The sequence below is a fragment of the Brucella cytisi genome, from assembly GCF_038433355.1.
In the GTDB taxonomy this organism is placed as follows: domain Bacteria; phylum Pseudomonadota; class Alphaproteobacteria; order Rhizobiales; family Rhizobiaceae; genus Brucella; species Brucella cytisi.
Genome location: NZ_JBCAUP010000011.1, coordinates 23,283 through 44,647, shown reverse-complemented (window position 1 = coordinate 44,647; position 21,365 = coordinate 23,283). Strand labels below are relative to the sequence as shown.

Below are 21,365 nucleotides of genomic sequence, written 5' to 3'. Positions count from 1 at the left end.
CCCTCACAGCGCAGGAATGCGTTTGCCCATATCGACACCGCTACCGACCGTATGGGTCATACGGGCTTCCGGACGGCGGCGCGTCAGAGCCAGAAGGATGCCCATCGTGATGGCGATGGCAATGAGCGAGGAACCGCCATAGGAGATGAACGGCAGGGTCATTCCCTTTGCAGGCATGAGATGCAGGTTCACAGCCATGTTGATGATCGACTGGAAGCCGAACAGAATGACAATCCCCGAGACAGCCAGACGAGTGAACGGATCACGCTCGCGCAACGCAATCGAAAGGCCGCGCACGACGATGAATGCGAAAAGCAGCATGATGATCATGCACAGAACGATGCCGTATTCTTCTGCCGCAACCGAGAAAATGAAATCGGTATGGCTGTCCGGGATGATGCGCTTGATGGTACCTTCGCCCGGACCTTGTCCGAACCAGCCGCCGCGCAGGATTGCTTCGCGTCCGGCATCGACCTGGAACGTGTCGCCCTCGCCTGTCATGAACCGGTTGATACGCCCGGCCACGTGATCGAACATGAAATAGGCTGAAACGCCGCCGCAAACAGCAAGACCACCCAGGACCAGAATCCAGAACATCGGCAGACCGGCGAGGAAGAACATGGCACCCCATGTGCCTGTGGTCAGCATTGTCTGGCCAAGGTCAGGCTGGAGGACGAGCAAAGCAGCAACGGTGCCGAACAGCAGCATGGCAAGAAAATTGCCGGGCATTTCGCCACCGCGTTCACGCTCCGAGAACAGCCAGGCGCAAACCACCACGAATGCAGGCTTCATGAATTCTGACGGCTGGATAGAGATCCCTGCCAGATTGACCCAGCGCCGCGCACCTTTCACTTCGATACCGAAGAACAGTGCGGCAACCATCAATACAAGCGAAATGCCGAGCAGGATCAAAGCAAATCGCCTGATCTGGCGCGGCGACAGAAACGACACGCCGATCATGACGCCAACTGCCGGCAGCATGAAGAAAATCTGGCGCTCGACAAAGTGGAACCCGTCGAGCCCGATACGCTGGGCCACGGCAGGACTTGCGGCGAATGACAGCAGAATGCCAAGCCCCATTAGAGCAAGACATGCAGCGAGGAAGAAGCGGTCTATTGTCCACCACCAATTGGCGACAGGACCGCGATCGACACGGCTTACCATCAGCTTTTCCCTCCTATCGGCTCGACGCCCGGAAGCGCCAGAACAGCGCTGCGGAATGCATCGCCGCGTTTTTCAAAATTCTGGAACTGATCGAAGCTCGCGCAAGCGGGCGACAACAGCACAACCGGTTCGGGAGCAGCATCGTTACCGGCATCGCGAGCCGCATGTTCGACGGCAACTGCAAGCGTGTCAGAAATCTCAAATGGCGCCCCATCGCCAAGCGTTGCCGCAAACTGCGCTGCGGCTTCGCCGATCAGATAGGCCTTGGCAATTCGCGGGAAGAACCCGGCCAGCGAGGTAATCCCGCCAGCTTTCGGCACACCACCTGCAATCCAGTAGATGTTCTGCGGGAAGGAGGACAACGCCGGAGCCGTTGCTTCCGCATTGGTTGCCTTGGAATCGTTGACGAACAGGACTTTCCCGCGATGCCCAACCTGCTCCATGCGGTGGGCCAGACCGGGAAAGCTCTTCAATCCCGCATCGATTTCTTCAAGGCTTAAGCCCACTGACAGGCAGGCGACGACAGCCGCAAGCGCGTTCTGCGCATTGTGCGCACCGCGCAGCGAACCGATACCTTCCAGGGAAGCGATTTCGTCAATTTCCCCGTCCTGCGACCAGAGCAGCTTTGCGCCGTCAGCGAAATAGCCTTTGCCAAGGTGCCTTTCCTTGGAAATTCGCACGACGTGTACACCATCGCGATAAAGCCGGTCCGCAATGGCTTCGCAATAATCATCATCAACGCCGACAATTGCCGTGTCGCTCGCCGCCACCAGACGTTCCTTGATCGCGGCATAGTTTTCCATTGAGCCATGACGGTCGAGATGATCCGGTGTCAGATTGAGCAGAATGCCCGCCGTCGGGTTCAGCGATGGCGCCAAATCGATCTGATAGGATGAACATTCGACCACATAGAAGCGATTTGCCTGCGGCGGCTCCAGCGTCAGGATTGCGGTGCCGATATTGCCGCCAAGCTGCATATCCCGACCGGAAGCCTTGATGATATGGGCGATCAAAGCGGTCGTCGTCGATTTGCCGTTGGTGCCGGTGATGGCGATGAACGGGCAATCGGGAGCAATGTGATTGCGCTCGCGGACAAACAGCTCCACATCACCGATGATTTCGACACCTGCGGCATGAGCCAGATCGACAGTCCAGTGTGGCTTTGGATGGGTCAGCGGAACGCCCGGCGAAAGCACGAAAGCCGCAAATTGCGTCCAGTCAGCCTGCCGCAAATCGCCTGTGGCAATGCCCGCGCTCTGGGCACGGGCAACGCTGTCGGGATTGTCATCCCAGGCAATGATCTTTGCGCCGCCCGCAAGAATGGCCTTGGCGGTCGCGATACCCGACCCGCCCAGTCCGAAAAGGGCGACTGTCTTATCCTTGAGGGCGGTGATCGGGATCATTCGATATGCCTGTTATCTGAGCTTCAGGGTGGAAAGGCCGATCATCGCGAGAATGATCGCAACGATCCAGAACCGGATCACGACCTGGCTCTCGGTCCAGCCCTTCTTTTCAAAATGGTGGTGGATAGGCGCCATGAGGAAGACGCGCTTGCCGGTCAGCTTGAAGGAGCCAACCTGAATGATGACGGAAAGCGCTTCGACGACGAACAGACCACCGATGATGGCGAGAACGATTTCATGCTTCGTTGCAACCGCAACAGTGCCCAGCATACCACCCAGCGCCAGCGAACCCGTATCGCCCATGAAGATAGCGGCGGGAGGCGCATTGAACCACAGGAAGCCGAGGCCCGCGCCAATAACAGCGCCAAGAACCACAGCAAGTTCACCTGTGCCCGGCACGAAATGAATCTGCAGATAGTCGGCGAAGATCGCGTTGCCGGAAAGATAGGCAATGAAGCCGAAAGACGCTGCGGCCACCATGACCGGTACGATTGCAAGCCCGTCGAGACCATCTGTCAGGTTTACGGCATTGCCTGCGCCCACCATGACGAAGGCTGCAAACGGAATGAAGAACCAGCTCAGATTGACGACGAACTGCTTGGCAAACGGGAATGTCAGCGACGACGAGAACGGCTCCTGCCCTGCCCGCATGATGACGAAAGCGGCAATAGCGGCGATCAGGAATTCGATGCCAAGACGCGCCTTGCCGGAAAAACCCTTGTCGGACTGCTTCGTCACCTTGAGATAATCATCATAGAAGCCGATGGCGCCGAAACCCACCGTAACCAGCAGAACGACCCAGACATAGACGCTGGCCAGATTGGCCCAGAGCAGGCATGACACAAGAATACCGGTCATGATCATGAGGCCGCCCATGGTGGGTGTACCGGCCTTCTTGAAATGGGTCTGCGGACCGTCAGCGCGGATCGGCTGGCCTTTCCCCTGACGCACCCGAAGCGAGTTGATGATCGACGGGCCGAACAGGAACACGATCAGCGCCGATGTAATCATCGCGCCGCCGGTACGGAAGGTAATGTAGCGGAACACATTGAGCGGTGTCATATGTTCGGCGAAGAAGGTGAGAAGCATCAACATGTAGAGAAAAATCCCTCAAATACCGCTTACTCCGCGGGTTCCACCGGCGGAAACTGGCTAATCAACGTCTTGACGATTTTGGAAAAGCCGATCCCCTTCGACGATTTCACCATGATGACATCGCCCGGACGGACCGCCTTGATCACCAGCGGCAACAATTCGTCGGTGCTTTGCCTGTACTCGGTCTGAATTTCAACCGGCAAGGCATTTTTCAGCGCCGACATGTCCGGTCCACCGATAAAAAGCGTATTCACTTCAGCATCCACGATCGGGCGCGCGAGATCGGCATGAAGTTTGCCCGACTGACGGCCAAGCTCCAGCATGTCGCCTAAAACCGCGATGCGACGGCCACGCGAACCTTCCGGTGTGGTCGAATGCAACAGCGACAGGGCTGCGCGCATCGAGGTCGGATTGGCGTTGTAGCTCTCGTCGATCAGCGTGAAGGTTCCTTCAGGATGCTGAAGCACATGGCGCGCGCCGCGACCGCCTTCGGCAGAAAGCGTCGCCATGGCCATCATCACCTTGGCGATATCAGCTCCGACCAGATCAGCGGCCCCAAGAACGGCGAGCATGTTCTGCACAATATGACGGCCCGGCATACCAACCTTCACGGCTGCTTCATGCGTTCCGATTTTGACCGTCATGCAAGAGCAGGTTGGGTGCAGCTTCACTTCGCGCAGACGATAGTCGGACCGGGCGTTCTCGCCGAATGTGGCAATGTGTTCGACACCGGCCTTTTCGGCCAGTTCTTCCAGCTGTTTGAAGCGCTTGTCATCACGATTGAGAAGCGCATAGCCGCCGGGAACTATGCCTTCGAAAATCTCCGCCTTAGCAACGGCGATTTCTTCCAGATTGGCGAAATGACCAAGATGTGCCGGTGCAATCAGCGTGATCAGCGCCACATGCGGGCGCACCATCTTCACCAGCGGACGAATTTCGTCGTGATGGTTCATGCCGATTTCGAAAACGCCGTAATCCGTATCGGCAGGCATGCGCGCAAGCGTCAGCGGCACACCCCAATGATTGTTGAACGACGCCACAGAAGCATGGACCTTGCCGACTTCCGAAAGCACATGGCGCAGGGCTTCCTTGGTCGTCGTCTTGCCAACCGAACCAGTCACCGCGATGATCTGCGCCTTCGAGCGTGCCCGCGAGGCAATGCCAAGCTTGGTCAGGGCCTCAAGCACATCCTCGACCACGATCATCGGTACTTTGGAATTGCCGAATGCGGGCAGACGATGCTCGGCCACCACAAGAAGACCCGCACCAGCGGCCATGGCGCTGGTTACGAAATCATGCCCGTCGAACTGTTCGCCCCTGATGGCGAAAAAAGCCTCGCCCGGTTTCAGCGAACGGCTGTCGATTGAGATGCCGGTTATGCCGCTGGGAAGGTTGCCAAAGGGCCTGCCTTCCATGGCTTCAACCATATCGTTGGATGTCCAGAGCCAGTCACTCATTCCGAGCGCTCCTCAAGGCGGGCAGCAAGTGCTGCTGCAACTTCCGCATGATCAGAGAACGGCAAGGTAATGCTGCCGACAATCTGGCCCTCTTCATGCCCCTTGCCTGCAACGACCAGCGTATCGCCCGCCTGCATCATGGATACAGCGGTAAAGATAGCCTCTCGACGATCACCAATTTCGGTTGCGCCCGGCGCTGCTGCCATGATTTCCGAGCGGATTTGGGCTGGAACCTCCGAGCGCGGATTGTCGTCCGTGACGATTGCCACATCCGCCAGTCGCGAGGCGATTTCGCCCATGATCGGACGCTTTCCCTTGTCGCGGTCGCCGCCGCAACCGAAGACCACGATCACCCGGCCCGTCGTGAACGGACGCACCGAAGTCAGAACATTTTCCAACGCCTCAGGCTTATGGGCGTAATCGACATAGGCTGGAGCGCCATCTTCCGTCGCACCGACGAGATCGAGCCGTCCCGGCGCACCTTTGAGGAGCGCCAAGGCACGCATTGCAGCCGCAGCCGGAACGCCCGTAACCATGGCAAGCCCTGCGGCAACCAGCGCGTTCGCAACCTGAAAATCCCCTGCGAGCGGCAATTCGATCTCAAAAATCTCGTCGCCGATGCGCACTTCGACATGCTGGCGGAAACGCTCGTGCTCGAGCCGCTTGAGAGCAATGAAATTGCCTTTTCGTCCGACCGTCTTCACGTCGCATCCGGCAAGCGTCGCCGCCTCGATGGCCTGCGCCGAGAAATGATCGTCGGAGAAGATGATGGCTGGCGCACCCTTCGGCAAAAGCATGTTGAAGAGACGCATCTTCGCGCCAAGATATTCCTCGATGGTCGCGTGATAATCCATATGGTCACGACCGAGATTGGTAAACGCACCGGCAGCGAGCTTGACACCATCAAGACGACGCTGATCAAGGCCATGCGATGAGGCTTCCATGGCCGCATGGGTCACGCCTTCATCGGCAAGCTCTGCCAGAACACGATGCAACTCCACCGGATCGGGTGTTGTCAGCGAATTATAGTCGCTGCGCGTCGGCGAAAACACGCCGGTCGTGCCGATATTCGCCGCCGGAAAACCGGCATAGGCCCAAATCTGCCGGGTAAAGGACGCGACGGAAGTCTTGCCGCTGGTGCCTGTAACTGCAACCATAACTTGTGGCTGCTTGCCATAGAACTGCGCCGCAGCAACTGCCAATGCAAGGCGGGGATCATCGACATGAAGAACCGGGACGCCTGCGTCAGCGACAGCCGTATCCTTGCCTGCGATGATGGCGCTGGCGCCGCGCTTGACGGCATCGACGACAAAAGCCGCACCGTCTGCTTTCACGCCTTTCAACGCTGCGAAAAGAAAACCGCGTTTGACCTTCCGGGAGTCCGACGTGACGCCGGTGATCTCCACCTCACCGGCATCGCCGGAGGCCAGTTCCTTAAAGAGAGCGATTTCCTTCAGTTTCATGGTCATACCAAATCCAGATTCAGTTGTGCGCGTTTCGCTGCAAGGGCTGCTTTATGCGAATCAGTCGTATTCGTTGGAAACCATTGCTGGCGGCACTTCCTGTTGAAAATCAGGCTTGCCGCTTAAATTGCTAACCATTGCTGGCTGGGCTTCGAGTTGGAAATCGGGCTTCACGCCGAGGAACGATGCAGACCGGCGGATGATCTCCGAAACCATCGGTGCTGCGTTGAGACCTGCGGTTGCGCTGAACTTGCCTTCTTCCGGCTTCGGTTCGTCGATGATGGTCAGCACGACATAGGTCGGATCATCCATCGGAAATGACGCCAGAAACGCGTTGAAACGCACGTCCTTCGAGTAGCGGCCATGCACAACCTTTTCCGCCGTGCCGGTCTTGCCGCCGACGCGGTAGCCCGGAACAGTGGCCCGCTTGCCGGAGCCGCCCTGAGCGGTCGCGTTGAGGCGATAGAGGTAACGCATATCCGCAGAAACCTGTGGATGAATGACCTGCTTGGCCACCTGATCAGCCTGAGCCTGCGTGCGCATCAGGAAAGTCGGCTCCATCAGCTTGCCGCCATTCATCAGTGCAGCCGCACCGACCGCCGTCTGCAACGGCGTCGTCATCATGCCGTGGCCGAACGAAATGGTCATCGAATGGACCTTCTTCCACACACGCGGCTCAACGGGACGCGCCACTTCCGGCAACTCCGTCTGCATACGGTCAAGAAGGCCAATCTTCTTGAGGAATGCGCGATGCCCTTCAATGCCGACGGCATCCGCCTCGCGTCCTGAACCAATATTGGACGAGAAGATGAAGACTTCCGGCAGCGTCAGCCAGCGGCCCTTGCCGTGGAAGTCACGGATCGTCTGGCGACCGAACACCAGCGGACGGCTGGCATCGAGTTTCGACTGCAGGTTGAACTTACCGGAATCGAGCGCCATCGCCGTGGTAAAGCTCTTGATGGTCGAACCCATTTCATAGGTGCCCGCCGACATGCGGTTTAGGCGGTCCTTGTCCAAAGCATGGACCGGGTTGTTCGGATCAAAATCCGGCACCGATGCCATGGCGATCACTTCGCCGGTCTTGACGTTCAGCACCACAGCACCGGCAGCAATTGCCCGGTAGCGTTCCATGGCCTTGACGAGTACGTCACGCATGATGTGCTGCACACGAATATCGATCGAGAGGCGCACCGGCTCCAGCGACTGTCCGGTTGCGAGCCCCACGGAACGCAGATCGGTCAGCCCCTGACTGTCGATATATTTCTCCATGCCCGCAATGCCCTGATTGTCGACATTGACGAGACCGAGGATATGCGACGCGGTCGGGCCACCCGGATAGAAGCGGCGCTTTTCCGTACGGAAGCCGATGCCCGGCACGCCGAGCGCCATGATCTGGCTCTGCTGGCGGGGCGTCAGTCCTCGCTTGATCCAGACGAAACCGGCACCACTTTTCAAACGCTTATATGTCGCTTCCCAATCAAGATCGGGCAGCACCGTCGACAGCATTTCGATGGTTTCGTCGGGATCTACGATCTTGCGCGGCTCTGCATAGAGCGAAGCAGTCTTGATGTCGGTCGCGAGGATTTCGCCGTTACGGTCGAGAATATCCGGGCGCGACGCGAGCTGGTGAACCGCCGGGCCTGCATTATCCTCATTTTCGCCGCCGATGACACCAAAATAGATGAGCTTGCCACCCATCACACCATAGATGCCGACAAAACAGGCGATGGCCATCCAGAGACGATTGCGGGCGCGGTTGCCATGCTTTTTGCGCGAGCCGACAAACGCCATGTTGCCGGCCAGCTTTTCATCGCCAACCGGCTCAACACCGTCATCCGCCTGCATATTCTTTTTTCTGAAAAGTCTCAGCCGCATGATCAGTGCCTCGCCCCGCTTTTCTTGACGCTGCCGGTCGTGATGGCATCCTTTTCAAGCACGCCACTTGCAAGCAGTTCATCGCTGCCGGAGATGATCTTCTGGATATCGTCAACCGGACGTTCCGGAATTTCGTGGACACCCAGCACAAGCTGTTCGGCTTCGATCGGCTGGAGGTTGAGTTCCTTTTCGTAGACACCAACGAGACTTTGCAGACGACCAGGCTGGGTCATCAATGCCCAGTCGGCGCGCAGGAGCGTGATCGTGTCCTTCTCGGAGTCGATCTGTCGCTTCAGCTTGGCGATCACCGCGATCTGCTTTTCCGCGTCATATTTGATCGTGTAGGTGACGGTCGCCGCCACCAGCATCGCCGCTATCATGATGATGTCGAAAGTACGCAGCACTCGTTCAACTCCGGGCCAGTTCGTTCGTCTCGGGCAGTTTGGGCAGTCCGAAAAGCGATAAATCGTCTTCCAGTGGCGGATTTTCCGTCCTTATTCCAGCGCGCAGCTTCGCCGAGCGCGCACGTGGATTTCGTTCTTCTTCCTCTGCGGTCGGGCCAACAGCGCCCTTGACCGCAGGTGTAAAGCTCGGCAGACGGACATGTGTTTCCGGCAGATGACGCGATCCGGCACTACCGCCAGCGCGGTCAGCGAAATAGCGCTTCACCATGCGGTCTTCGAGCGAATGGAAGGTCACGACAACCAGCCGACCGCCCGGTTTCAGGATGCGTTCGGCAGCAAGCAACGCCCGCGCCAGTTCGCCCAACTCGTCATTCACATAGACCCGCAGCGCCTGAAACACCCGCGTCGCCGGATGGATGCGATCCTTCGGATTGCGACCCACCAGCGCTTCGATGGCATTGGCCAGATCGAGCGTACGCGTGAAAGGCTGTGCGGTCCGGCGCTTGTCGATCATGCGTGCAATGCGGCCTGCATGGCGCTCTTCGCCCAGAAAATTGAAGATGCGGGCAAGATCACCGGTCTTGAGACGGTTCACCACATCGGCAGCGCTTGGTCCTTTTTTTGACATGCGCATGTCGAGCGGACCATCCTTCTGGAAGGAAAAGCCGCGCTCGGCCTCATCGATCTGCATCGACGATACGCCAATATCGAGCACAACGCCGTCCACCTTGCTGCCTGCTCCCTTAACCTTCGAGACTGCTTCATCAAGAGCAGAGAACCGGGACTCGACCAGATCGAGCCGGCCCGGAAACTGCTTTTCCATCGCCCGCCCGGCTTCGATTGCGGTCGGATCGCGGTCAATCGCGATCACGTCCGCTCCCGCTTCCAGTATGCGACGCGTATACCCGCCAGCACCGAATGTCCCATCGACAATCACTGCGCCAGATACAGGCTTCAGGGCGTCGATCACTTCGGCGATCAGCACCGGAACGTGACGGACTTCAGCCCCTTCGGCTTGAGAATTGTCTCCGCCGAGGCTTGCCATCATTCCGATCCTTTCCCGGGTACTTGGCCCGTTTTTAAAGCGTCTCGCGCTTCAATCTTTTGTTTTCACGCATGTTTTGTTCCAAAATCGGTTCCCAACTTCAGGAAACATGCTTTCGTGTTTTGCTTGCGGATTCCGCCCATTTGCCGTCAACGTGGCGACATGGCGGATCCGTTCGTCAGTTATCGGATATTAAGCTTAATGAAGCGTTATCCTTTGGCTCAGCACTTCTACAGAACTGTGCCAGCCCCATAATTTTCAACAGGGATTTTTTGAAGGCGGTTTGCGCTCAGCAGTTGCCCGAAAACGGACATTTGCTTCAATCCAAATGCGATGGACCCACACACTATGCATCACAAGCTTATGATTTGTGATGCCCCACCCCCGGTTGACGCCTTTCCATCATTGGCATATTTAATGCAAATAGTTTGCAACTGCATAAACACCCAAGGCATTGAGTATGGCACCCCATGGAGCAGGCCCCTCCGGCGCCGGCGAAGTAACATTTGAAGGCTGGCGACGTGATCGCGGCGAAGCATCCATGTCCGATGTCCACCGCTCGATCCGAGTCAATCGTTCAGGTTCAAAGTTCCGTCGCGCACTTTCCTTCTTCGGTCCCGGTTATCTGGTAGCCGTTGGCTATATGGACCCCGGCAATTGGGCCACCTCGCTCGCTGGCGGCTCTCGCTTCGGCTATACGTTGCTATCCGTTGTGCTGCTGTCCAATCTTATGGCCGTGCTCCTGCAGGCGCTTTGCGCACGTCTTGCCGTCGCAACCGGCCGCGATCTGGCGCAAGCCTGTCGCGATGCCTATCCGCGCGCGCTCGCATGGCCGCTCTGGTTCCTGGCCGAACTGGCAATCTGTGCCACCGATCTGGCGGAAGTAATCGGCACCGCCATCGGCCTCAACCTGCTCTTCGGCATTCCGTTAGAAATCGGTGTCATCATCACTGCTGCCGATGTGCTTCTGGTTCTTTATCTCCAGAACAAGGGATTTCGCCGTGTCGAGGCGCTCATCATCACCCTTCTGGGTGTGATTGCGCTCTGCTTCCTTATTCAGATTCTGATGGCGCAGCCGCAATGGGGCGCGGTCATCAAGGGCTTTGCGCCAACGACCGACATCATCCGCAATCCGGACATGCTCTATATCGCCCTTGGTATCATCGGCGCCACGGTCATGCCGCATAATCTCTATCTACATTCGGGCATCATCCAGACACGCGATTACGGCCACACGACCGCTGAAAAGCGCGAAGCCATACGCTATGCGACGCTGGATTCCACCATTGCGCTGACATTCGCACTCCTGGTCAATGCATCGATCCTGATCCTCGCTGCGGCAAGCTTCAACGCCACCGGCAATACCGGTGTCGAAGATCTCGACAAGGCCCATGCTCTTCTGAACCCGCTATTGGGATCGGCCCTCGCACCAACACTTTTTGCGATTGCGCTTCTCTGTTGCGGCCTGAACTCGACCATCACTGCGACGATGGCCGGTCAGATCGTGATGGAAGGCTTCATCGACATACGTCTGAAGCCGTGGCTGCGCCGCGCGATCACCCGCTTCGTGGCCATCGTTCCGGCTGCCGTCGTGACGATCATGTATGGTTCGCAGGGAACGACCGAGCTTTTGATCCTGTCTCAGGTCGTGTTGAGTCTTCAGCTGCCCTTTGCCATCATTCCACTCGTCATGTTCACGGCGGAGAAAAAGAAGATGGGATCGCTGGTCGCTCCACGCTGGGTGACGATTCTTGCCGCCATTACAGCTGCGATCATCGTCGTCCTGAACATGAAGCTGATTTACGATTTCATGTCCGGCGTGCCAATTTAAGCCCCTCCCGAGGCTCTTGGAATGGGCGGCTCCGTATCGCGGAGCCGCCCCTTCTTTTACTTCACTGCCGCGTTGCCACCGTCGGCATAAAGCGCTGAACCAGCGACAAAACTCGACATCGGGCCTGCCAGAAACAGCGCTGCCTGCGCAATTTCTTCAGGCTGGGCGATCCGCTTCATCGCATGCAGGCCTGCGGCCCATTCCTTCTGCTTTTCATCTCCGCCCATCGGCGTATCAACACCGCCCGGCAGAAGCGCATTCGCCCGGATGCCACGGGCACCGTAATCAGCGGTTATGCCCTTGACCATCCCCATGAGAGCTGCCTTCGAGGTTCCGTAAACCGACATACCGGGAATGCCAACGCTCGTGCCGACAAACGTCGAGGTGAAGACAATCGAGCCCCCGCCCCTTTCGATCATCAGCGGGATTTGCGATCTCGCTCCCAGAAATGCCGAGGTCAGATTGCCCGCCAGCACCCCTTCCCAATCATCGGGCACGATTTCGGCAAGCGGCGCGATAGGGCCTACAGTGCCAGCATTGTTGACAGCTATATCAAGCCCGCCGAATTTATCCTTCGCTGCCGTAGCAAGTGCCTCATGCGTTTCAGCTTCTGAGACATCGCCCGCAACACAATGCGCCTTTCCGCCAAACGCCGCGATCTCCTCCGCAACACGTTCCAGACCGGCAAGCCCGCGAGCATTCAGCACAAGGGCTGCGCCTTCTCTCGCAAAGAGCAATGCAGCGGCTCGCCCTATTCCGGACGATGCGCCGGTGATGATTGCGACCTTGTCTTTCAAACTGGACATACTGAACCTCCGTGATTTCGTGGAGGTCCCAATTAAAGTCCCGGCGGTAACGCAACTATCCGTTTCTTGCGTTTGAATGCTGAAGCAGTCGATTAGGAGCATTTCCAGCAAAAACATGAAACGGTTTTGCGTAGGGCAATGCGACAAAACAAATAGTTGGAGCGGTTCCAACGCTTCTTTTAAAATAGAAGCCGCTCTAGAGAAGATTGTCAGTCGGTCTGTAAGCCGGGTTCTGTATGGCCGGGCTTTCGCCCGACGTGGCAGCCATTCATCTGGGACGGATGTCGCCACCCGCCTCGTGCAACCCACCCGGACGGCTGATCCGGAAACTGATTGCCGGCCCTTGCGAGCCAGCGCGCCGTCCCTATTCGGTTTTGCTCCCGATGGGGTTTACCGTGCCGTCTGCATTGCTGCAGACGCGGTGGGCTCTTACCCCACCCTTTCACCCTTACCCCGTCATCCCTGCCGTTTCGTTGCGCAACGGTACGGAAGACGGGGCGGTCTGCTTTCTGTGGCACTTTCCCTGGGGTCGCCCCCGCCGGGCGTTACCCGGCATCGTGTTTCCATGGAGCCCGGACTTTCCTCACCTGCCGCCTTTCGGCATATGACAAGCGCGGCTGCCCGACCGACTGACAGCGCGCATATAGCAACGATAGCGGAACAGTGGAACCGGATTCCGGAAAAAATCTGCAGTCACCGGAAACAGAAAAGCCGACAGTGTCTCCACTGTCGGCTTTCCGTTCACGTCAGGCGGCCTGTACTCTACGCGACCGCCGACGTAAATCTGCATTCGCATCCTGAAAATGCATCAGAGAGCGCGCATATAGGCCTTGACCGAGCTGCAATATTTCGCCGAGGTCGGGTTCATACGCTTTGCACCGTGACCGGCATTGTACTTCAGGATCGTGCCGCAAGTGCTGCCGCCGCCGAGCTTCTGCGCCTGGGCCAGATACTTCATGCCGAACTGGATGTTCGTGGAAGGCTCATAGAGACCCTTGGCTGAACCCGTGTAGCCGAGGCCACGTGCGGTCGAGAGCTTGATCTGCATCAGGCCGATTTCACCGGCCTTGCCACGCACATTCGGCTGGAAATTGCTTTCGTGACGCACAACCGCATGGGCAAGTGCGGAAGGCACGCCGTAGGTCGATGCGTAACGATTGATAATGCTCGAATAAGCGCCGCCGCTCTTGGCGTTACGGGCAGTCGTGTCCTTCGACTGCGAACGCTTAGCAGCAGAACCCTTGCCCGTAGAATTCTTGGCAGTCGGAGCCGCACGGCGGCTGACGACCGATGCCTTCTTCGGCGCTTTGGTTGGCTTTTCCGCCTCGGCAGTCTTGTTCTGCTGGCGTGCCTTGAGGAGAGCGGCGAGGTTGGTCGGTTCAGTTGAAGGGGCACTCAGTGCTGGATTCAGGCCAAACGAACTCATCGCGCCAACAAGGGCGCAAACAACAACAAATTTAATTTTCATAACCTACCGTCTTGGAACGTTTCTTTTCTCAGACTGTCTGTCTTGGGTAAAAACAGTCCTGTTTTTTGATCCCGCCCGATATGGGTTGCCAGGCCCTTGTCCGCTGGGATTGAGCGATGAAGTGCCGGGCAAATGCAGCCGAAGATTGGTTGTAAAAGTAAAATAGTCTTACAGGTTGTAACATTCGCGATTCACGCAAACGCGGCGTAAACCTTCGTCACAACCCTTCTGCAACCGGGCTGGGTCGATCTATTTTTATGAAATCATTACAGAAATACGAATCAATGCTGGATAGAAAGATTAACCGCCCGCATCTCGTCAGGCGGTAACATTCTGCAGGGAAAAAATTAGCCTGTAGAGGGTATCTATAGTAGATACATCGGCCACCCCGTCCACATTTTGTGTCCGAAAATGTCGCTGAAAGGCCTTAATCACAGTCTCGGTGCCTTCATCGAAGACACCAGTGATGGCGATTTCGTAGCCATAAAGTGCCAGCATGGATTGCAACGCCTCGACCGGCTGGCCGTTTTCGCCACGTGCCAGAAACCGCCCGCCGCGGATCGACGTCGGCTCGAAATAGTGGCCGATACCCGCCTCGTGGAGCCGCTTCCAGGGGAAGTTATGGCCCGGGTCTGTCTTGCGCGAAGGTGCAACATCCGAATGGGCCAGAACATTTTCCGGCTTGATGGCATAACGCTCGCATATATCGCGACAGAGGCGGATGACCGCCTCGATCTGCGCATCCTTGAACGGCGGATAGTCTTCGAGATTACCCGGATTGACGATCTCGATGCCGATGGAAGCGGAATTGATGTCCGTTTCGCCCTTCCAGAAGCTCTTGCCCGCATGCCAGGCACGGGCCTTTTCCGAAACCATCTGCACGATCCGCCCGTCTTCATGGACAAGGTAATGCGCAGAAACTTCCATATCTGGCGATTTAAGAACCTGCACGGCCTCTTCGGCAGTCGCCAGACCGGTATAATGGAGAATGAGAAAGGCAGGCATCTTGCCGTCGCGACGCGGACCGAAATTGGGTGACGGATCAAGCGTTGCACCGGCAAAATCGGGCCGGTCAAGCGCCAGCTCCTGCAACAACTCGCTCTCGATTTCGCGCACGCTGCTCATGCAGCCTCCAGATTCTTCTCAATGCTTGCCCAAGCAGCGTTTATCGCTGCCAGACGCCTGTTGGCAATGGTTATGAATTCAAGCGGCAAGCCCTCTGCCACCAGCCGGTCCGGATGATGTTCCTTGACCAGCGAACGATAGCGCTTGCGGGCCATCTCGAAAGAAACGCCGCGCTCCAGCCCCAGAATGGCATAAGGATCGTCAGCACCGCGCTGGACATGCCGGATCGCGATACGATCGAAAGCGACTTCATCATAGCCGAAAATATCAGCAACGCCTGCAAGGAAGGCCATCTCTTTTTCATGCACATAGCCGTCAGCGGTGGCTATATGAAAAAGACCATCGAGGATATCCTCAAGCAGATGGCAATCGGGTTGTCCTTCACTGCACAATCCGGCGAGCTGACGCGCGTAGGATTCATAGCCAGCGACATCCTGCTTGGCGAGATCATAGAGCCGCGCGACATGCGCCGTCTCTTCCTTCGGCACAGCGAATATGTCCTGAAAGGCGCGGATTTCGTCCTGTGTGACGACCCCGTCGGCCTTGGCCATTTTGGCTGAAAGCGCGATCATCGCAATGGAGAAGGCCACCCGGCGCCGTGTATCGGCGTCACCTTCGAAAACGGTGCGCACGGCTTCGATAACGCCAGTAATGGCATTCGACGCCACGTAAGTGACAAACTCACCAATGCGAACCCAAATCGACATGGGACTTTTCTATAGAATTCCGAATGAACTGAAAACCGCCCAGGCGAGCGAAAGTCTAAAAAACAAACATTTAGAAAGAATATCAGGACATTGGCTTAGATTGTTGCCGAGTTCCGCAACGAACGCTTATTGCTGGGGTTCGCGTTCGTCGAAGGAACGCTGTGCGGCCGTGGCTGCTGCTTCTCCAGCCGTCTGTGCCTGCTGATCCGTCTGACCGACAGATTTTGCCGCAGCGACAGCATTGTTCCGTGCGCGTTCAATGGCTGCTGCCTTCTCTTCCGGGCTCACCACACCGGAACTATCGCGGAGCGACTTGACCAGATCGGGGCCCTTCTCCGTGCTTCCACTTTCTGCCGGTTTGGCAGGCTGCGATACAGCAGCAGCGCCCTGCTCGCCGCCATTCGTGGTGGCAGCAGTCTCGTCGTCCCCTTTGCCGCAAGCGGCAAGCACAACAAGAACAATCGCAGAGATGAAAAACAGGAAGTTACGGTTCATGACAAAAGCCATAACCGAAGCGAGCCTGCGTTGAAACACGGAAAACGCAGAATGCCCGTCTTTTCCCGACATGGTTGCTTTAACGTTCATCTCAATCCTAAAACCATTGGCTTAAAGCCATTGGCCTAAAGCCTTTGACTGAAACCTATTGGCACGAATGGCGACCCGGAAACCGGATCGCCACCCGCATGCTAGTGCATCACGACTTCCCAACCTTAGTTGGAAGGCGCTGTCCCTGTACCTGGCGCCGGGGTGGCCGGTGCCGGAGTTGCCGGGGCTGGCGTCGTCGTCGTGTCATTGTTCGAGGGCGCTGCCGGCGCGGATGGTGCCGGTGCGTTGCTCGTGTCGTCCTTCTTGTCATTGCACGCTGCAAGGCCGAGAAGCGATACGGCGGCGACAGAAGCAATCAGAAACTTCTTCACGTTGGCTCTCCTTCCTAGATCAGGCTCGTTGGCCTGGTTTCAGGCATTAAATGGCAATATTGCCAAACGCCTCTCTCTGTTTTCTCCGTGCGTGACCGGTTGATCCGGCCAATCACCTTTACGGTCACTCATCGACACAGAAATCCCGTCGACTCGGACCGTCACACAAGAAAACGGCAACGGCGCGAAAAAGTTCTCTCAAATAGTCTTACCGACCGTAATAAAGCGACAGTATTACAGGCGTATAGCCGCATTCATCTGGTTTAAAAACCCGCAATTAATTCGTCACGCCCCTGTCATTGGACGATGTTTAACTTGGCAAAATCAAAGTCGGGATTCGTGCATTAGGGGAATTTTTGATGACACAGCAAGCATCAGCCGACACAATTCTAAAACAGGCCGTGACCCAGAACAGCGCCCTCTCGCGGGCAGGCTTTTCTGAAAGGCTGTTTGCCTGGCTGTTCAAAGGGCTGGTCTATCCGCAGATATGGGAAGACCCGGAAGTTGATATGGCAGCTCTGGCTATAGAGCCGGACCACCGCATCGTCACCATCGCGTCCGGCGGATGCAATGCCATGTCCTACCTGACCGCCGATCCGGCACGTGTGGAGGCGGTCGATCTCAATCAGGCACACGTCGCGTTCAACCGGCTGAAGCTTGCGGCTGTCAAAAACCTGCCCGACTACGATGCATTCTACCGATTTTACGGGAAAGCCGACGACAAGACCAATCTTGCCGCCTACAAGCGCTTCATCCGCCCACATCTGGACAGCGAAAGCCGCGCCTATTGGGAAAAACGCAAATGGAATGGCCGCCAGCGTATTTCCATTTTCTGGCGCGACCTCTATCGCCACGGCTTGCTTGGCGTCTTCATCGGCATGGGCCATCGCGTGGCGCGCCTCTACGGGATCGATCCGCGCGACATCTTGAAGGCGCGCACAATGGAAGAGCAGCGTAGCTTCTTCGACACGGCGCTTGCCCCTCTCTTTGAAAAACGCATGGTGCGCTGGGCCACAGCCCGCAAATCATCCCTTTTCGGACTGGGCATACCGCCACAGCAATATGATGCCCTTGCCACTGCAGGAAACGGCGACATGGCGCTTGTCCTGCGCAGCCGTCTTGAGAAACTCGCTTGCGGTTTCCCCCTTACCGACAATTATTTCGCCTGGCAGGCGTTCGGGCGCGGCTATAGCGGCAATGAGAAGACCGGGCCTCTCCCGCCCTATCTGTCGCGCACCAACTTCGAAACGGTACGGGCACGCGCTGATCGCATGACCGTACAGAACGCAAGCTATACCGATTTTCTCGCTGCCAAGCCTGCGGCATCCGTCGACCGCTATATCCTGCTGGATGCGCAGGACTGGATGAATGACGAGCAGCTCAATGCCCTCTGGAGTGAAATCACCCGTACGGCAGCACCAAATGCCCGTGTCATCTTTCGTACCGCAGCCGAACCGAGCCTGCTTCCAGGACGGGTGGCACCGCAGATTCTGGATCACTGGGACTATCAAGCGGACGAATCCCGCACCCTGCACGACCGCGATCGCTCGTCGATCTATGGCGGGTTCCATCTTTATGCGCTGAAGGATGCCTGACATGTCGCGCAGCCCATGGAGCGTTCAGGGTATAGACCATGCCAACCTCATGGATCAGGTCTACCGTCGTCAGCGGCACTTCTATGACGCGACCCGCAAATACTATCTTCTGGGTCGCGACCCCATGATCGCAGGACTGTCCGTACCCAAGGACGGCACAGTTCTGGAGATCGGCTGCGGCACCGGCCGCAACCTGATAAAAGCTGCAGAAAACTACCCCGATGCAAAACTCTTCGGCATCGATATTTCAGCAGAAATGCTGGATACGGCACGCCGGGCGGCGGAGCGCGCTGGCATCGAAGATCGCGTCCGGCTTGATCGTGCGGATGCGGCCCAGTTCGATCCAGAACGATTGTTCGGGCAAGCCGGCTTCGACCGGATTTTCATTTCCTATGCCGTATCGATGATACCGCAATGGCAGTCGGTCATTCATGAAAGCATCCGGCACCTCAATGCGGGCGGAGAATTGCATATCGTCGATTTTGGCGATCAGGCCCGGCTGCCGCGCTGGTTCAGAAAGGCACTCTTCCAATGGCTGGAATGGTTCCATGTCACACCGCGCAGCGACTTGTTCGCGGTTTGCGACCAGCTTGCGCAGGAACGCAGTGCTGTCGTTGAGAAGCGCATTCTTTATCGCGGCTTTGCCTGGATAACGGTTGTTCGTTCGACAATGCCACCCTCTGCCACAGATTAGCACCAAACTTGCCCGCCAGACTGGTGACGTCCGCCTCCGGATCGCGTAACCGTTAGAAGACTGATTCGCGACACGGAACCACTATATGAACCGTCTGGCCAGCTGCAGCATTCTCGCCCTCGGCGCTTTACTTCTCTCCGCCTGCACGACGGTGGATTACGACTTTTCCGACGTAAAGAAATCGGGCGGCTCGGTGGCCCGGATCGCACCGCCGTCCGGCTCGGTAAAGGCACCACGCTTCGGTGATCGCGACCCGCACGACTGGACCGGTAAAACGCCCTGGCACTATCCGATCCACGGCACAGACGTTTCCAAATATCAGACCAACATTGACTGGAGCGCCGTGCGCGCCAGCGGCATTTCCTTCGCCTTCATCAAGGCGACCGAAGGCGGCGACCGCGTCGACGACCGTTTCAAGGAACACTGGAACGGCGCCCATCAGGCAGGCATCGCACGGAGCGCCTATCACTTCTACTATTTCTGCCGTCCGGCCATCGAACAGGCCCGCTGGTATATCCAGAACGTGCCGCGTGATCCGAGCGCGCTTCCACCCGTTCTCGATATGGAGTGGAACCCGCAATCGCCGACCTGCAAGCTGCGCCCCAACGCAGCCGTTGTGCGCAAGGAAATGCGCATCTTCCTGCAGGCGCTGGAGAAGCATTACGGCAAACGCCCGATTGTTTACACGACGGTCGATTTCTTCGATGACAACGACTTGCGGCAGATGGCAGACTATCCGTTCTGGCTGCGCTCCGTTGCCGGTCATCCGGACGAGAAGTACGGCCCGCATCCGTGGACGTTCTGGCAATATACCGGCACCGGCTCCATTCCCGGCATTAAGGGCGACGCCGATATCAATGTCTTCGCAGGCGATGCCAACTCGTGGAAAAAGTGGCTGGAAAGCAACAAGGTCCGCTAACACGGCGCAGTTTGGCAGTTCACACCAAGTTTTGCTTCATTTCCGGGGCTTGTTGGGGCAATAGCTAAAACAATCCCCGAAAGGGAGCCTTTTGCTCCCAATCTATTAGTGTGAGTTACCAATGAAGTTTTTTGCTTCAGTTATCGCAGCCGCCTTGCTTGCATCGACAACCATGTCGGGTGCACAGGCCGCCGCGTCTCCAGCGCCTGCTGCGACGCCAACTGAAAACACCGTCAATCTTCCCAAGCCGGAATGCGAGATCGATTACGGCCAGTGGATGGACAATCTGACCAAGGAAGCCCGGGAAGCCGGTGTCGGCGAAAAGGGCATCGCCGAATTGCACAAGGCCATGCTTGAGCAAAAGGTACTTGATCGTGACCGCAAGCAGACTGTTTTCAACCTGACTTTCACCGAGTTTTCCAAGCGCCTCATCTCGGAAGCGCGTTTGAAGAAGGGCCGTGAAAATCTGGCCAAATATGCCGACGTTTTCAAGAAGGTTGAAGATACCTATGGCGTTCCGGGGCCAGTCCTTGCCGCTTTCTGGGGTCTTGAAACCGACTATGGCGCCATTCAGGGTGATTTCGACACACTGAATGCGCTTGTCACCCTCTCCTATGACTGCCGCCGTCCAGACCTGTTCCGCCCGCAGTTGATCGCCCTTCTCAAGCTATTCGACCAGGGCGTCGTCGATGCAGCAACAACCGGCGCATGGGCTGGCGAAATCGGCATGATGCAGCTTCTGCCGAAGGATTATCTTGAACGTGGCGTCGATGGCGACGGCGATGGCAAGGTCGATCTGAAGAGTAGCGTTCCCGATGCCATGATGACCGCAGGCCGCATGATTTCGGAACTCGGCTGGAAGCGTGGCCAACCTTGGCTGGAGGAAGTTCGCCTGACCAAGGATCTGCCTTGGGAAGAAGCGATCCGCACCAACCGCAAGCCACATTCCTGGTGGGCTGAGCAGGGTGTGATGGGCCTCAACGGTCCACTCGGCCCGGATGATGGCGACGCGTCGCTTCTACTGCCGCTGGGCCGCAAGGGACCGGCTTTCCTATCCTATCCCAACTTCGACGTGTTCGTGGAATGGAACAAGTCCATCGTCTACGCCACAACGGCTGCTTATTTCGCAACCCGCCTGGCTGGTGCACCCGCCTTCGATCCAGGCAATCCAGTTCCGGGTCTGACACAGGACCAGCTAAAGGAACTTCAGACCAAGCTTCAGGCTCGCGGTTACGACATGGGCGGAAAGATCGACGGCGTGTTCGGTCTCCTGACCCGCGATGCCGTGCGCGCTGAGCAGATGCGCCTTGGAATGCCTGCCGATTCATGGCCGACACAGGAGCTTCTCGATAGGCTCTGATCTCGACAAGGCGCGGTTCAAAAAACCGCGCCTTTTC

Annotated in this window: 18 protein-coding genes, 1 other RNA gene and 1 pseudogene; 5 read left to right on the top strand and 15 right to left on the bottom strand. The window is 57.3% G+C overall.

What is annotated here, in order from left to right; translation table 11 throughout:
* Positions 1-3 precede the first annotated feature (3 nt).
* Genes ftsW through rsmH form a run of 8 tightly spaced genes read right to left on the bottom strand, consistent with a single transcriptional unit; the run spans position 4 to position 9,909 of the window.
* Positions 4-1,164, bottom strand: coding sequence for a putative lipid II flippase FtsW (gene ftsW, locus AAE521_RS11895; RefSeq protein ID WP_010659728.1), 1,161 nt, complete (start codon positions 1,162-1,164; stop codon positions 4-6).
* A complete protein-coding gene (gene murD, locus AAE521_RS11890; RefSeq protein WP_342061402.1) occupies positions 1,164-2,567 on the bottom strand; it encodes a UDP-N-acetylmuramoyl-L-alanine--D-glutamate ligase in 1,404 nt (467 codons plus the stop codon). The genes ftsW and murD overlap by 1 nt, the downstream gene beginning before the upstream one ends.
* 12 nt (positions 2,568-2,579) lie before the next feature.
* Positions 2,580-3,662, bottom strand: coding sequence for a phospho-N-acetylmuramoyl-pentapeptide-transferase (gene mraY / locus AAE521_RS11885; protein ID WP_010659726.1), 1,083 nt, complete (start codon positions 3,660-3,662; stop codon positions 2,580-2,582).
* 26 nt (positions 3,663-3,688) lie between these two features.
* Positions 3,689-5,119, bottom strand: a complete 1,431-nt coding sequence (locus AAE521_RS11880; protein ID WP_342061401.1) for a UDP-N-acetylmuramoylalanyl-D-glutamyl-2,6-diaminopimelate--D-alanyl-D-alanine ligase — start codon at positions 5,117-5,119, stop codon at positions 3,689-3,691.
* A complete protein-coding gene (locus AAE521_RS11875) occupies positions 5,116-6,588 on the bottom strand; it encodes a UDP-N-acetylmuramoyl-L-alanyl-D-glutamate--2,6-diaminopimelate ligase (protein WP_342061400.1) in 1,473 nt (490 codons plus the stop codon). The genes AAE521_RS11880 and AAE521_RS11875 overlap by 4 nt, the downstream gene beginning before the upstream one ends.
* Positions 6,589-6,642: 54 nt before the next feature.
* The gene (locus AAE521_RS11870) at positions 6,643-8,457 is read right to left on the bottom strand and encodes a peptidoglycan D,D-transpeptidase FtsI family protein (RefSeq protein WP_151664949.1); all 1,815 of its coding nucleotides are present in this window, start codon (positions 8,455-8,457) and stop codon (positions 6,643-6,645) included.
* A 2-nt stretch (positions 8,458-8,459) separates the two neighbouring features.
* On the bottom strand, positions 8,460-8,861 hold the full coding sequence (gene ftsL, locus AAE521_RS11865) for a cell division protein FtsL (RefSeq protein ID WP_010659722.1): 402 nt from the start codon (positions 8,859-8,861) through the stop codon (positions 8,460-8,462).
* 4 nt (positions 8,862-8,865) lie between these two features.
* A complete protein-coding gene (gene rsmH / locus AAE521_RS11860; RefSeq protein ID WP_342061399.1) occupies positions 8,866-9,909 on the bottom strand; it encodes a 16S rRNA (cytosine(1402)-N(4))-methyltransferase RsmH in 1,044 nt (347 codons plus the stop codon).
* A gap of 457 nt (positions 9,910-10,366) precedes the next feature.
* Between rsmH and AAE521_RS11855 the strand changes: the two genes are divergently transcribed.
* Positions 10,367-11,737, top strand: coding sequence for an Nramp family divalent metal transporter (locus AAE521_RS11855; RefSeq protein ID WP_342061398.1), 1,371 nt, complete (start codon positions 10,367-10,369; stop codon positions 11,735-11,737).
* A 56-nt stretch (positions 11,738-11,793) separates the two neighbouring features.
* Here the strand turns inward: AAE521_RS11855 and AAE521_RS11850 are convergent, their stop codons facing one another.
* The 7 genes and pseudogenes from AAE521_RS11850 to AAE521_RS11820 form a co-directional block, all read right to left on the bottom strand.
* Positions 11,794-12,543: an SDR family oxidoreductase gene (locus AAE521_RS11850; protein ID WP_342061397.1), complete on the bottom strand. Its 750-nt coding sequence runs from the start codon at positions 12,541-12,543 to the stop codon at positions 11,794-11,796.
* Between the two features lie 205 nt (positions 12,544-12,748).
* Positions 12,749-13,176: RNase P RNA component class A (gene rnpB, locus AAE521_RS11845), an RNA gene on the bottom strand.
* Between the two features lie 175 nt (positions 13,177-13,351).
* Positions 13,352-14,011, bottom strand: coding sequence for a lytic transglycosylase domain-containing protein (locus AAE521_RS11840; protein ID WP_010659717.1), 660 nt, complete (start codon positions 14,009-14,011; stop codon positions 13,352-13,354).
* A gap of 318 nt (positions 14,012-14,329) precedes the next feature.
* Complete coding sequence (locus AAE521_RS11835) at positions 14,330-15,136, bottom strand: N-acetylmuramoyl-L-alanine amidase (RefSeq protein ID WP_342061396.1); 807 nt, start codon at positions 15,134-15,136, stop codon at positions 14,330-14,332.
* Positions 15,133-15,843 carry a J domain-containing protein gene (locus tag AAE521_RS11830; RefSeq protein WP_010659715.1) on the bottom strand — a complete coding sequence of 237 codons (711 nt, stop codon included), beginning with the start codon at positions 15,841-15,843 and terminating at the stop codon, positions 15,133-15,135. Before AAE521_RS11830 ends, AAE521_RS11835 begins: the two co-directional genes overlap by 4 nt.
* Positions 15,844-15,969: 126 nt before the next feature.
* Positions 15,970-16,388 (bottom strand): annotated as a pseudogene (locus AAE521_RS11825) (hypothetical protein).
* 165 nt (positions 16,389-16,553) lie between these two features.
* On the bottom strand, positions 16,554-16,760 hold the full coding sequence (locus AAE521_RS11820) for a hypothetical protein (protein ID WP_010659713.1): 207 nt from the start codon (positions 16,758-16,760) through the stop codon (positions 16,554-16,556).
* A gap of 359 nt (positions 16,761-17,119) precedes the next feature.
* Between AAE521_RS11820 and AAE521_RS11815 the strand changes: the two genes are divergently transcribed.
* The 4 genes from AAE521_RS11815 to AAE521_RS11800 all read left to right on the top strand — a co-directional run bounded on the left by AAE521_RS11815 (position 17,120) and on the right by AAE521_RS11800 (position 21,328).
* Complete coding sequence (locus AAE521_RS11815; RefSeq protein WP_071630015.1) at positions 17,120-18,355, top strand: BtaA family protein; 1,236 nt, start codon at positions 17,120-17,122, stop codon at positions 18,353-18,355.
* Between the two features lies 1 nt (position 18,356).
* Positions 18,357-19,049: a class I SAM-dependent methyltransferase gene (locus AAE521_RS11810; RefSeq protein WP_071630014.1), complete on the top strand. Its 693-nt coding sequence runs from the start codon at positions 18,357-18,359 to the stop codon at positions 19,047-19,049.
* Positions 19,050-19,134: 85 nt separating this feature from the next.
* Positions 19,135-19,968 carry a glycoside hydrolase family 25 protein gene (locus tag AAE521_RS11805; RefSeq protein WP_029929055.1) on the top strand — a complete coding sequence of 278 codons (834 nt, stop codon included), beginning with the start codon at positions 19,135-19,137 and terminating at the stop codon, positions 19,966-19,968.
* A gap of 121 nt (positions 19,969-20,089) precedes the next feature.
* Positions 20,090-21,328, top strand: coding sequence for a lytic murein transglycosylase (locus tag AAE521_RS11800; protein WP_071630013.1), 1,239 nt, complete (start codon positions 20,090-20,092; stop codon positions 21,326-21,328).
* The last annotated feature ends 37 nt before the right edge of the window (positions 21,329-21,365 follow it).